Below are 13296 nucleotides of genomic sequence, written 5' to 3' on the forward strand. Positions count from 1 at the left end.
ATAGTCGTGCGAAATCTGTTCCGCCGGCGCACGCCAGGCCGTGGCGATGAAACGGGCACGGCGGTCCGGCGTATAGAATTGCCCATCGGCAAAGAAGCGGCGCTCGCTGCGCGGCACCTCGCCCTTCGGGCAGGGCCATTGCACCGGCAGCAGCGCGTCATACGCCTCGGCCGTGATATCGGCCAAGGCGGAAATGTCGAAATCGCGTGTACCTGCGTTTTCGACGCCACTCAGAGCGGCGAATTCGCGGAACACCTCCACCGGCGCGGCATAATCAAACGCATCGGCCCAGCCCATGCGTTTGGCCACTTCGGCGAAGATCCACCAGTCGGCGCGCACCTCGCCCGGCCAGGGCTGGAATCTGCGCTGGCGCGAGATGCGGCGCTCGGAGTTTGTCACCGTGCCGTCCTTCTCGCCCCAGGCGGCGGCCGGCAGCAGCACATGGGCATGGCGCGCGGTGTCGGTGACGGCCATGACATCGGAGACCACCACGAAGGGACAGTCTTTCAGGCCGGCTTGCACATCATCGGCATCGGGCAGGCTGTCGACCGGATTGGTGCCGGCGATCCACACCGCCTTGATGCGGCCGTCCTTCACCGCGCGGAACAGATCGACGGCCTTGAGACCCGGCCTGTCGGCGATGCGCGGCGAGCGCCAGAAATCCTGCACGATGCGGCGATGCTCGGGCTCGCCCAGTTCCATATGGCAGGCCAGCTGGTTGGCGAGACCGCCCACTTCACGGCCGCCCATCGCATTGGGCTGGCCGGTGATCGAGAACGGCCCCATGCCCGGATAGCCGATGCGGCCCGTCAGCAGATGGCAGTTGAGGATGGCATTGACCTTGTCGCTGCCCGCGCTCGACTGGTTGACGCCCTGCGAGAAGCCGGTGACGACGCGCTCGGTGCGCGCAAAGAGATCATAGAAGCGGCGCAGCTCGGCCTGGCTCAACCCGGTGATCTCGGCGATCTCGGCCAGCGACAGCGCGCGCGCGGCATGCAGCGCCGCGTCCAGCCCGTTGGTGTGATCCTGCACGAAGGCGGCGTCCAGCTTACCGGCCTCCTGCAGATGCACCAGCAGCCCGTTGAACAGCGCCACATCGGAGCCGGGATTGAGCGCCAGATGCAGGTCGGCCGAACGCGCCGTCATGGTGCGGCGCGGATCGATCACCACGACGGTGAGTTCAGGGCGCGCGGCCTTGGCTGCCGCCAGGCGCTGGAACAGCACCGGATGGCACCAGGCAAGATTGGAACCGACCAGCACGACCAGATCGGCCTGCTCCAGATCCTCGTAGATGCCCGGCACCGTATCGGTGCCGAAGGCGCGCTTGTGGCCGGCCACGGCAGACGCCATGCACAGCCGCGAATTGGTGTCGATGTTGCCCGAGCCGATGAAACCCTTCATCAGCTTGTTGGCGACATAGTAATCCTCGGTCAGCAGCTGGCCCGAGACATAAAAGGCGACCGAGTCCGGGCCATGTTCGGCAATCGTCGCGCTGAACACGGAAGCGACGCGATCCAGCGCCGCATCCCAGCTGACGCGAACGCCATCGACAACCGGGTGCAGCAGGCGGCCTTCGAGGCCGAGCGTTTCGCCCAGCGCCGCCCCCTTCGAGCAGGTGCGGCCGAAATTGGCCGGATGCGCGGTATCGCCCTTCACAGCGACGGCGCCGGTTGCCGCATCGCGTGTCACCTGCAAACCGCAGCCGACGCCGCAGTAAGGACAGGTGGTGCGCGTTGCCCCCGCTTCCTTGCTATGGGCGGCGCCCGTCATGTCATGCCGCCTTGACGGCGAGGCCGGGCCAGGACAGCAGGATGCGATTTTCCTGCAGCTTCACCGCGATGGTGCGGGTGCAGCCCTGATCGGCGCCCTGGGCTTCGCCGGTCTTCAGGCTGATCACCCAGTTGTGCAGCGGACAGGTGACGGAGTCGCCCTGCACGATACCCTGCGACAGCGGCCCGCCCTTATGCGGGCATTTGTCATCCAGCGCGAAGAGCCGATCATCCATGGTGCGGAAGATTGCGATATCGCCGCGCGCCGTCTTCACCACACGGGCGCCGCGCTTCGGGATATCCTCCAGCATGCCGATATCGAGCCAGTCGTTATCCATCTTCATGGTGCGCCCCTACTCTGCCGCACTGGCCAGCCGCAGATCGGCCAGCGGCTTGAACTCATGCCCGAAGGCGCCCTTGACCCGCTCGGCCCAGGGATCGATCTGGGCAAAGACCTGCGCATGCACGAAGCGGTCATACAGCGCACGGCGGCCTGCGGCGTCTTCGACGATCCGCTGCTTCACGCTGTCGAGGCCGACGCGATGCAGCCATTTGTGGATGCGGTCGAGGTAATGCGCCTGCTCGCGATACAGCTGCATCAGCGCGCCGGTATATTCCAGCACCTCGGCCTCGGTCTCCACCTTGCACAGCAGGATGGTCTGCTTGACCTCCAGGCCGGCGGCGCCGGCGATATGGAACTCGTAGCCGGAGTCGACGCAGATGATGCCGATATCCTTGATGGTGGCTTCGGCGCAGTTGCGCGGGCAGCCCGAGACGCCGAGCTTGACCTTGTGCGGCGTCCAGCTGCCCCAGGTGAATTTCTCCAGCTTGATGCCAAGCCCGGTCGAATCCTGGGTGCCGAAGCGGCACCATTCGGTACCCACGCAGGTCTTCACTGTGCGAAGCCCCTTGGCATAGGCATGACCCGAGACCATGCCGGCGGCATTGAGATCGGCCCACACGCCCGGCAGGTCTTCCTTCTTCACGCCCAGCAGATCGATGCGCTGGCCGCCGGTCACCTTCACGGTGGGGATGTTGAACTTGTCGGCCACATCGGCGATGGCGCGCAGTTCCTTGGCGCTGGTGACACCGCCCCACATGCGCGGCACCACGGAGTATGTGCCGTCCTTCTGGATGTTGGCATGGGCGCGTTCGTTGATGAACCGCGACTGGTTGTCGTCGACATATTCGCCGGGCCAGGTGGCCAGCAGGTAGTAGTTCAGGGCCGGGCGGCATTTGCTGCAGCCGCAGGAGGTCTTCCACTCCAGCTCCTGCATCACCGCCGGAATCGACTTCAGTTCCTTGGCCACAATCAGCCGGCGGATATCGTCATGGCTGAGATCGGTGCAGCCGCAGGCAGCCTTGGAGGCCTTGGGCGCGTAAGAATCGCCGAGCGTCAACCCGATCAGCTTCTCGACCAGGCCGGTGCAGGACCCGCAGGAGGCCGAGGCCTTGGTGACGGCCCGCACTTCCTCCAGGCTGGTGAGGCCCTTGGAGGTGATCGCGCCGGTGATCTTGCTCTTGCATACGCCGTTACAGCCGCAGATCTCTGCCTCATCCGGCAAGGCTGCAACGGCCGCCATAGGGTCCAGCGGGGTACCTCCCGCAAAGCCCTGGCCGAAGATCAGCGTTTCGCGCATCTCGGCGATATCGGCATTCTCGCGCAGCAGCTGGAAGAACCAAGCGCCGTCTTCCACTTCGCCATACAGCACGGTGCCGATGATCCTGTTGTCCTTAAGCACCAGCCGCTTGTAGACGCCGCGGGCGGCATCGCGCAGCACGATCTCCTCGCGATCCTTGGCCTCGGCGAAGTCGCCAGCCGAGAACAGGTTGATGCCGGTGACCTTCAGCTTGGTGGCGGTGACCGAACCGTTATAGGCCGCGGGCTCGTCCACCAGCGTCTTGGCCAGCACGCCAGCCATGTCATACAGCGGCGCGACCAGGCCATAGGTGGCGCCACGATGCTCGACACATTCGCCCAGCGCGAAGATATCGGGATCGGAGGTGCGCATCTGGTCATCGACCACGATGCCGCGATTGACCGTAAGGCCGGCCAGCTTGCCAAGCTGGGCATTCGGGCGGATGCCGACGGCCATCACCACCAGAGAAGCCGGGATCACGGTGCCGTCTTCCAGCTCCACACCCTCGACCTTGCCGTTGCCGACGATGGCCTTGGTGTTGGCGCCGGTCATCACCTTGATGCCACGTTCCTCGATGGCCTTTTTCAGCAGATAGCCGGCCGAGGCATCGAGCTGCCGTTCCATCAGCGTCGGCATGATATGCACGACGGTGACATCCATGCCCTGTTCGGACAGGCCGGCTGCGGCCTCCAGGCCGAGCAGGCCGCCGCCGATCACCACGGCGCTGCCACGCGCCTTGGCGGCCAGGATCATGGCGTCGACATCGTCGAGATCGCGATAGCTCAGCACACCGGGCAGATTGTGGCCCGGTACCGGGATGATGAAAGGCACCGAGCCGGTGGCGATCACCAGCTTGTCGTAGGACTCGGTCAGGCCGTTATCGGTGGTGATCGTCTTGGCCGCACGGTCGATGCCGGTCACTTTGGTGCCCTTGTGCAGGGTGATGCCGTTGTTGATGTACCAGCCATCGCCATGGATGACGATTTGTTCGTAGCTTTTCTCACCAGAGAGCACCGGTGACAGCATGATGCGGTCGTAATTCACCCGCGGTTCGGCGTTGAAGATGGTGATGTCATACCGGCCGGGTGCTTTTTCCAGCAGGTTTTCCAGCATGCGCCCGGGTGCCATGCCGTTGCCGACGATCAGCAGTCTCTCAGCCATTGCTCTTACTCCTACTCTCGCGTCGCATGCCCTTCACGACGTCCTCCCGGTTTTTCTTTTTAGGCCGCGTGCACGGCCGGGGCGCGATGCCGCGCATACAGGAACTCCATGATCTCCTTGCGGCAGCGCACATATTCCGCATCGCCGGCCAGCGTCAGGCGGTTGCGCGGGCGCGGCAGATTGACACTGAGAATCTCGCCGATGGTGGCGGCCGGGCCATTGGTCATCATCACCACGCGATCCGACAGCAGCACCGCCTCATCCACGTCATGCGTGATCATGATCACGGTGTTCTTCAGCTTGGCATGCAGCTCCATGACCGTGTCCTGCAGCGTCGCGCGGGTCAGGGCGTCCAGCGCGCCGAAGGGTTCGTCCAGCAGCAGCACCTTCGGCTCCATTGCCAGCGCACGCGCGATACCGACGCGCTGCTTCATGCCACCGGAAATTTCATGCGGCCGCTTTTCCAGCGCATGATCCATGCCGACCAGGGCGAGGTTATGCCGGGTCCATTCATCGCGCTGGGCCTTGGTCTTGGTCTTGGAATGCACCTTGTCGACCGCGAGACGCACGTTGTCGTAAACCGTGAGCCAGGGCAGCAGAGAATGATTCTGGAACACCACGGCGCGATCCGGACCCGGATCGGAGACTTCCTTGCCCTGCAGTAGCACACCGCCGGTGGTGGCGCGCGTCAGGCCGGCCACGATGTTGAGCAGGGTCGACTTGCCGCAGCCGCTGTGGCCGATCAGCGCGACGAATTCGCCGCTGTTGATCTCCAGTTCAATGTCGCGCAGCGCGATGAAGGGGCCATTGGCGCCTTTGAAGGTCATGCCGACATTCGAGATGCTGAGATAAGCGGACATGGCAAACTCCTCGGTTACCGGCGCGCCGTGGCGCGGGATGACGGTGATGTGGTCGCGGCGGCAGCCTTGGCCTCACGCACCGCCGGAATGACAGGACGGGCGGACGAGACATAGGAGCCGTCGAAGAAGAGATCCGGACCCATCGGGATCGGTGCGCTGGCCTGGGCGAGCGTCCAGGGGCCGGCATGCAGGCCTTCAGGCTTGCGGTCGATCAGCGGGAACGGCTTGTCCAGGGCGGCGGCAGCTTCGCGATAGAGATCGGTGCGATAAACCGCGTCGGCAGTGGCCGCGATATCGGTATCGGCATCGATCAGTTTCCAGCGCCGCATCTCGGTGAGATACCATTCGGCCTGGCTGCGCCAGGGGAAGTTGGCGCTGTAGCGGCCGAAGACGAAGAAGTCCGGCATATGCTCTGGCGCGGCATCGAGGCCATAGCGCACCACGCCCAGCATGCCCAGACGAATGGCTTCGGCGGCATGCGGGCCGATATACTCGGGCTTGGCCATGATCTCGACGCCTTCCAGGCGGTTTTCCGGCCGGTCGAGCCATTCGGCGGCCTCGATCAAGGCCATCAGCATATGCTTGTGCGTGAGCGGATTGCGCTCGACCCAGTCGCGGTTGGTGCCGATCACCTTTTCGATGCGGTTGTTCCATATCTCGTAGCCCGAGATCAGGATGCGGCCGACGCCGCGCAGCACGGCCAGCGAATTCCACGGATCACCCACGCAGAAGCCGTCGATCTCGCCCGCAGCGAGCCGGTCGGTCATCTGCGGCGGCGGCACGATCACCAGATTGACGTCGCGGTCCGGATCGATGCCGGCCGAGGCCAGCCAGTAGCGCAGCTGGATCTGGTGCGATGAATAGTTGAACACGGTGGCAAAGGTGAGCGTCGGCCGCCCGGCCTTGCGGTCGGCGGCAATCACGCGGCGCAGCACATTGCCGGCTTCATGGCGATTCTGCAGCAGGGCCGGCTCGGCCTCGAGCAGGCGGTCCCAGAGTTTCGATGAAATCGTGACGGCATTGCCGTTGAGATTGAGCACGAAGGAGGTGATCTGCGGCTTCTTCCAGCCGCCGGCCCCCAGCGTTGCCGCCAGTGGCATCGGCGCCAGCATATGGGCGGCATCCAGCGCGCCCAGCGCCACCTTGTCGCGCATATTGGCCCAGCTGGGTTCGCGCACCAGCGTGACATCCAGGCCGTGGCGTTCGAAGAAGCCCTTCTCTTTGGCCACGATCAGCGGCGCGCAGTCGGTCAGGGCGATGAACCCGATACGCATGGCCGTGAGGGTCGCCGGCGTGGCGGCCCTCACGGTCTTGGCTTTGGTGGTGCGACGCGGCATGCTGCTGCTTCCTACTGCGACGAATAGCCGCCGACGCGGTTGCCGATGAAGCCGATTAGGCGATCGAGCATGAAGCCGACCAGACCGACATAGATCAGCGCCAGGATGATCTCGCTGATCAGCGAGCTGTTCCAGGCATCCCAGATGAAGAAGCCGATGCCGACACCGCCGATCAGCATCTCGGCCGCGACGATGGCAAGCCAGCTGAGGCCGATGCCGATCTTCAGGCCGGTGAACATGAACGGCACGGTGGCCGGCAGCATCACCTTGAAGAAGAATTCAAGGCCGTTGAGCCGCAGCACCCGCGAGACGTTGCGGTAATCCTGCGGGATATTGCGGATACCGACCGCGGTGTTGAGGATGATCGGCCACACCGCCGTAATGGCGATGACGAAGATGGCCGAGGGATCGGCATGGCGGAAGGCGGCCAGCGACAGCGGCAGCCAGGCCAGCGGCGGCACCGTGCGCAGCACCTGGAAGATCGGATCGAGGCCGCGGAAGGCCAGCGTCGACTGGCCGATCAGCACACCAAGACCGATACCCACTGCGGCAGCAATGGCAAAGCCGACCGCCACGCGCTTCAGGCTGGAGGCCAGATGCCAGAACATGCCCTTGTTGAGGCCGCCCTTGTCGAAGAAGGGATCGACGATCAGTTCCCAGGTATCGGCCACCACCTTGGACGGCGGCGGCAGCGTCGCCTTGGGGCTGGAGCAGGCGATCTCCCAGATCACGCCAGCCAGCAGCAGGAACAGCAGCGGCGGCAGGATGCGGGTGGCGACGAACATGAGTCCGCTCATCACGCGCGGAGCCAGGGCGGCGAGAATGCTCTCGCCGCCCCCCAGTTCCGCCTTGCTCAGGACATCGGTCTTGACTGCCATGGACAGCTCCTTGTCGTGGGCCGACATTGGCTTACACGCGGGTGATCGCCAGGCTCTTCAGATACGCGGCCGGATCGGCCGGATCGAAGACCTTGCCATCGAAGAAGGTTTCCTTGCCGCGCGAAGTCGACTTCGGAATGTCGGCATCGGCAACGCCGATCGCCTTGGCGGCCTCGCGCCACAGGTCTTCGCGATTGGTGGCGGCGATCAGCGCCTTGGTGTCGGTATCCGCCGGCAGATAGCCCCAGCGGATATCCTCGGTGAGGAACCACAGCTCGTGGCTCTGGAACGGATAGGAGGCGAAGTCGCGCCAGAACTTCATCACCAGCGGGCTTTCCGGACCCACCGTGACTTTGCGGCCGAGACCGTAATCGATGCGGCCCTGCTGGCGATCGAGGATGTCTTCCACCGGCACCTTGAACCAGTCGCGGCCGCCGACGATCTTGCACAGCTCCGCCTTGTTCTCCTGCTTGTCGGCCCACTGCTGGGCTTCCAGCACGGCCATCAGCATGGCGCGGGTCGCCTTCGGATTCTTCTCGGCCCAGTCGGCGCGGATCGACAGCGATTTCTCCGGATGATCCTTCCACAGCTCACCGGTGGTCAGCGCGGTGTAGCCGATATCCTGGTGCACCAGCTGCGACGGCCAGGGCTCGCCGACGCAGAAGGCCTCCATGGTGTTGACCTTCATGTTGGCCACCATCTGCGGAGGCGGCACGGTGATGGTCGAGACATCCTTCTCGGGATCGATGCCGTTGGCGGCGAGCCAGTAGCGGATCCACAGGTCATGGGTGCCGCCCGGGAAGGTCATCGCGCATTTGATGTCCTTGCCGGCAGCCTTGGCCTTGCGGAAGGCATCGCCCAGCGACTTCGCATCGGAGGTGACCTTCAGATCGGCATAGGCCTTCGACACCGAGATGGCCTGGCCATTGGTGTTGAGGCGGGCCAGCATGGCCATCGGAATCTTGGTCTTGGTGATCTTGCCCGCCGCGATCAGATAGGGCATCGGCGTCAGGATATGCGCACCGGTGATGCCGCCGCCGGCCTCGCCCAGTTCAATATTGTCGCGCGTCGCGCCCCAGGAGGCCTGCTTGTCGATCACCATGTCGGGCAGGCCGTATTTGGCGAACAGGCCCTTCTCCTTGGCGATGATCAGCGGCGAGGAATCGGTCAGCGCGATATAGCCGAGCTTGGTGCCCTTCACTTCCGGGCCGGCGGCCTGCGCAAACGCGCCGGCGGGCAGCTGGATACGGGCGGCGGCGAGCAAAGCGGCGGTGCCGGCGGCACCCTTGAACAGCTGGCGACGATTGAACTTCTTCTGCATGGTCGACCCCTCTTCCCTGTTTGACCGACGTTGCGGCCATAAAAAAAGCGCCCCTCAATGCTGGGTCTCGAGCCGAGACCGCATTGCGGGACGCCATTGTCCATTCCGGAGACCGGGATCAGCGCGGGCCTGGGGAGGCTTTCAGCCGGGAGCCGGTCAAACCCGCTGCGCCATTGCAGCGGGAGGTTCGCTTCCTATCTAGCAGGAAGCGTGCCAGCCCCCGCCGCAGTGCAACAATCCGGATTCTGGAAATCTTTTCAATGATATGAGGGTGATGCCCGATTCGAGGCAGAAATGCTGCGCTGCACATAATTCGGGCGGATGCCCCGGAAGGCTGCGCAGCCGGTAATCAGGCCCGCCTATTTCTTCTTCAGCACATCGGCAAAGGCGAGCAGCGCTTCGGCCACATCGACCAGGCGCTGCTGGCGGTCCATGGCGAGCTTGCGCAGCGCCGCATAGGCCTCGTCCTCGCTGATGTTGCGCTCGCGCATGAGAAGCCCCTTGGCGCGCTCGATCAGCTTGCGTTCAGATAGGGTGGCCTTGGTCTTTTTCAACTCGTCGCGCAGCGCCTGGAACTCGCGGAAGCGCGCGATGGCGACATCGAGGATCGGCTTCACGCGCTTCACGTTCATGCCGTCGATGATGTAGGCGGAAACCCCGGCCTGCATGGCTTCCTGGATCATCGTCTCGTCGCTCTGGTCGACGAACATGACGATCGGGCGCGGCTGGTCGGCATTGATCTGGCGCATGCTGTCGATGGTGTCGCGCGACGGGCTTTCCATGTCGACGATGATGACGTCGGGCGCGATCTCCTGCACGCGTTTGGCCGACAACTCGCGCGGCGCCAGCTGCGCCACCAGCGAATAGCCCTTGCCCTGCAGCGCCTCGGCCAGCACCACGGCGCGTTCGGGGTCTTCGTCGATCAGCAGGATACGGATTACGGGCAATGGGGGCTCATGTGATGCTGGCGGACAGGTCTTTACCCCATCCCGAAGCAAGATGCGTACCGAAACTATGGCCGAAGCACTGCGCGCGGGAAAAGTTAAGCTTCGGCAATGTCGGTCGCCCACAGGGCCTGCATTTTCCAGCCCGTATGGCTTGCCTGCCGGCGCCTTGTTGCGCAATACCGGAGTTGCAGGAGAATGAGATGAATAGCTCAGAGCGAGTGCCGTTGCGTGAACGTGAAACTGCCACTCCGACCCGGGTCGACCGCCCACGGTTGAAGTTAAAATGGCTTGCGGCTGCAGCCGTCGCCGTGATCGCCGTCATCAGCCTCGGCCTGTGGTCGGCCTATACGCCCGCCGGCTTCAAGCCCGCCGCACCGACCGGCTTCCGGGACTGTCCGGACTGCCCGCTGATGGTGGCAATGCCCGCCGGGGTGTTCGATCGCGGCTCGCCCAAGTCCGAACAGCCGCGCCGCACCAACGAAAACCCCGTCATCACCGTACGCATCTTCAAGCCCTATGCCATCGGGGCGTTCGAAATCACCCGCGCAGACTGGGCAATCTATGCCAAGGACACCGGCTATGCCGCGGCAACCACCTGCGTGCTGCACCATGGCAGCCAGCAGGCCTATCCTGCCGGCGATGCCTGGCGCAATCCCGGCATCCAGCAGACCGAACAGGATCCGGTGGTCTGCGTCAGCTGGCAGGAGGCCCGTGCCTATGCCGACTGGCTGTCCAAGCGCACCGGGCAGGTCTATCGCCTGCCGACGGAAAGTGAATGGGAATACGCGGCCCGCGCCGGCACCAAGTCGCCCTATGGGTGGGGCGACGCGCTGGGCACCAACCGGGCAAACTGCCGTGGCTGCGGCAGCCGCTGGGACAATGTGAGCACCGCGCCGGTCGGCTCCTTCCCGCCCAACCGCGCCGGGCTGCATGACATGGCTGGCAATGTCTGGGAAATGGTCGAGGACTGCTACCTGGAGAATCTCTACACGGCGCCGGTCTATGGCAATGCCGCCCGGGTGACCGGCTGCCAGAACGCCACCCTGCGCGGCGGCTCATGGGATGTCGAACCGCTGTTCGTGCGCTCGGCCGCCCGCGCCGCCATCCCGATGACGGCCCGCATGAGCTATGTCGGCTTCCGGCTGGTGCGCGAAATCGATCCCGCCGACAGCGCGATCGTCATTCCGCAATGGCGCAATTCATAGGCTGAGGGGGCGGATGGTGGCTGGAGGCGGATTTGAACCGCCGACCCAGGGCTTATGAGTCCCTTGCTCTACCAACTGAGCTATCCAGCCACACCCGGACTTCCCGCCGCCGAAGATGCCGGCGCCGGGAGGCGCATGAAATACGGGCAGCGCCCCGATCTGTCAAGCGGCCCACCGCTGCCGCACAAGCCTTTGTTTCTATGCGGCTAATCCGGCGGTTTGAGCCGTGTCAGCACTGCCCTCAGTCCTGGCGATCCAGCCGCCGCCGAGCAGGCGTTCGCCGGCATAGACCACGCCGGCCTGGCCCGGCGCCACGCCATATTCGGCGCTGTAGAGCTCCAGCCGCGCGCTGCCGGCTTCACTGGCGAAAATCCGCGCCGCGACCGCCGGCTGCGCCGAACGCAGCTTCACCATCACATCGAGGCCATCGGTGGGGATCGCCTCGCCCAGCCAGTTCAGCTCGCGCAGGCCCACGGCCTTGCGCGCCAGCGCCTCACGCGGGCCGACGATCACACGGCGCGCCTCGGCGTCCAGCCGCACGACATAGAGCGGCTCGGCGGCCGCAATGCCGATGCCCTTGCGCTGGCCGACGGTGAAATGGATCACGCCGTCATGGCGGCCGAGCACGCTGCCATCCACATGCACGATCTCGCCCGGCTCGGCGGCCTCGGGCCGCAGCTTGGCCACCACGCCGGCATAATCGCCATTGGGCACGAAGCAGATGTCCTGGGAGTCCGGCTTGTCGGCCACGATGAGGCCGAAGTCTTCGGCAAGCTGGCGCACGGCGGGCTTTTCCATGCCGCCCAGCGGGAAGCGCAGATACTCCAGCTGCTCCTGCGTGGTGGTGTAGAGGAAATAGCTCTGGTCGCGGCGCGGATCGCTGCCGCGCAGCAGCCGGGCGCGGCCAGTCTCGGCATCGACGGTGCGCTGCACGTAATGGCCGGTGGCGAGGCAATCGGCCTGCAGGTCGCGCGCGGTTTCCAGCAGGTCGCGGAACTTGACGCGCTGGTTGCAGCGGATGCAGGGGATCGGCGTTTCGCCGCGCACGTAACTGTCGGCGAATTCGTCCATCACCGCCTGGCGGAAACGGCTTTCGTAATCGAGCACGTAATGCGGGATGCTTAAGCGCTCGGCCACCATGCGCGCATCATGGATATCCTGGCCGGCGCAGCAGGCGCCTTTTTTCGCAATCGCCGCGCCATGATCGTAAAGCTGCAGCGTGATGCCGATGACATCGTAGCCTTCGCGCTTCAGCAGGCCGGCGACCACGGAGGAATCGACGCCGCCCGACATCGCCACCACCACGCGGGTGTCGGCGGGCGCCTTGGGGAAACCGAGGGAATTGAGGGCGGTGTCGGTCATGGTCACGGGGTTTGCGGGCAACGCTTTTCGCGCGGGGCGGACTATAGCGCCCGGCGGCAGGGGGGCAAGGACAGATCGGGGTCGGTTCGGGTCGGTTCAGGTCCGTTGGGGTTCGTTGAGGTTCATTCGGGTTCGCTGGAGTTCGCTATGCTTCGCTGGGGTTCGTGGCGCTTCGCCAGTGTTCGCTGGGCTTCGCTGGTGTTCGCCACGCTTCGCTGGCCTTCGCGCGCGGGCCAAGCCCTTGATATTCCTCGCGCGGGTTTTGAATACAGGACTATGCAGGCCGGACGCCTGCAGACAAACCATTGGACAGGCCGGCCGCCATATAAGAACATACCATGAACTCTGCAACTTGGCAAGGAGATTGCCCATGCCTGCCGCCGCCAGCCCGCGCGCCCCACTGCCCTGCAAGCATCTGTCAGTGACCATCCAGCAGCCGGCGGCAGCGGTTTACGCCTTCCTGAAAGACCCGGCCAACTGGACACACTGGGCCAGTGGCCTGGGCGAGTTGCAGCAGGATGCGGCGACCGGCACCTGGACGACGCGGCAGATCGCGGGCGTGATGACGATGGCATTCACCCCGCCGAATGAGTTTGGCATTCTCGATCACAGCGTGACGACGCCGGAGGGCACGGTGATCCATGTGCCGCTGCGCGTGATCGCCAATGGCGATGGCGCCGAGGTGATCCTCACGCTGTTCCGTCAGCCGACGATGGATGACGCGACGTGGACGAGAGATGAGGAATGGGTGTGGAGGGATTTGGAGAAACTAAAACAAATACTTGGGGATTGATCATGTTTGCTATGCTAGCCCCA

General features: G+C 64.6%; 11 protein-coding genes and 1 tRNA gene. 2 read left to right on the forward strand and 10 right to left on the reverse strand.

The annotated features are described in order from the left end of the window. The 8 genes from AAG821_RS16475 to AAG821_RS16510 all read right to left on the reverse strand — a co-directional run. Positions 1–1770, reverse strand: a 1770-nt coding sequence (locus AAG821_RS16475) for a molybdopterin-dependent oxidoreductase (protein ID WP_341916346.1), incomplete at its 3' end; no start/stop codon positions are given. Between the two features lies 1 nt (position 1771). Further along, positions 1772–2107: a nitrite reductase small subunit NirD gene (nirD, locus tag AAG821_RS16480; RefSeq protein WP_341915898.1), complete on the reverse strand. Its 336-nt coding sequence runs from the start codon at positions 2105–2107 to the stop codon at positions 1772–1774. A 15-nt stretch (positions 2108–2122) separates the two neighbouring features. Further along, the gene (gene nirB / locus AAG821_RS16485) at positions 2123–4570 is read right to left on the reverse strand and encodes a nitrite reductase large subunit NirB (protein ID WP_341915883.1); all 2448 of its coding nucleotides are present in this window, start codon (positions 4568–4570) and stop codon (positions 2123–2125) included. A gap of 59 nt (positions 4571–4629) precedes the next feature. Further along, positions 4630–5430 carry an ABC transporter ATP-binding protein gene (locus AAG821_RS16490; RefSeq protein ID WP_341915884.1) on the reverse strand — a complete coding sequence of 267 codons (801 nt, stop codon included), beginning with the start codon at positions 5428–5430 and terminating at the stop codon, positions 4630–4632. Between the two features lie 14 nt (positions 5431–5444). Continuing rightward, on the reverse strand, positions 5445–6767 hold the full coding sequence (locus tag AAG821_RS16495; RefSeq protein ID WP_341915886.1) for a CmpA/NrtA family ABC transporter substrate-binding protein: 1323 nt from the start codon (positions 6765–6767) through the stop codon (positions 5445–5447). Between the two features lie 11 nt (positions 6768–6778). Next, a complete protein-coding gene (ntrB, locus tag AAG821_RS16500) occupies positions 6779–7645 on the reverse strand; it encodes a nitrate ABC transporter permease (protein WP_341915887.1) in 867 nt (288 codons plus the stop codon). 31 nt (positions 7646–7676) lie between these two features. Continuing rightward, positions 7677–8966, reverse strand: a complete 1290-nt coding sequence (locus AAG821_RS16505) for a CmpA/NrtA family ABC transporter substrate-binding protein (RefSeq protein ID WP_341915889.1) — start codon at positions 8964–8966, stop codon at positions 7677–7679. Between the two features lie 359 nt (positions 8967–9325). Beyond that, complete coding sequence (locus AAG821_RS16510) at positions 9326–9913, reverse strand: ANTAR domain-containing protein (protein ID WP_341915891.1); 588 nt, start codon at positions 9911–9913, stop codon at positions 9326–9328. Between the two features lie 200 nt (positions 9914–10113). Here AAG821_RS16510 and AAG821_RS16515 point away from each other — a divergent pair, with 200 nt between their 5' ends. After that, entirely contained in the window at positions 10114–11118 is a 1005-nt protein-coding gene (locus AAG821_RS16515; RefSeq protein ID WP_341915893.1) for a formylglycine-generating enzyme family protein, read from the forward strand. A gap of 14 nt (positions 11119–11132) precedes the next feature. Here AAG821_RS16515 and AAG821_RS16520 read toward each other — a convergent pair. After that, positions 11133–11208 (reverse strand) — tRNA-Met (locus AAG821_RS16520). Positions 11209–11316: 108 nt separating this feature from the next. Next, positions 11317–12480 (reverse strand): tRNA 2-thiouridine(34) synthase MnmA, encoded by a 1164-nt coding sequence (gene mnmA, locus AAG821_RS16525; protein WP_341915894.1) that lies wholly within the window; start codon positions 12478–12480, stop codon positions 11317–11319. 370 nt (positions 12481–12850) lie between these two features. Here mnmA and AAG821_RS16530 point away from each other — a divergent pair, with 370 nt between their 5' ends. After that, positions 12851–13273, forward strand: a complete 423-nt coding sequence (locus AAG821_RS16530; protein ID WP_341915895.1) for a hypothetical protein — start codon at positions 12851–12853, stop codon at positions 13271–13273. The last annotated feature ends 23 nt before the right edge of the window (positions 13274–13296 follow it).

Source organism: Ferrovibrio terrae (genome assembly GCF_943372915.1).
Taxonomy (GTDB): domain Bacteria; phylum Pseudomonadota; class Alphaproteobacteria; order Ferrovibrionales; family Ferrovibrionaceae; genus Ferrovibrio; species Ferrovibrio terrae_A.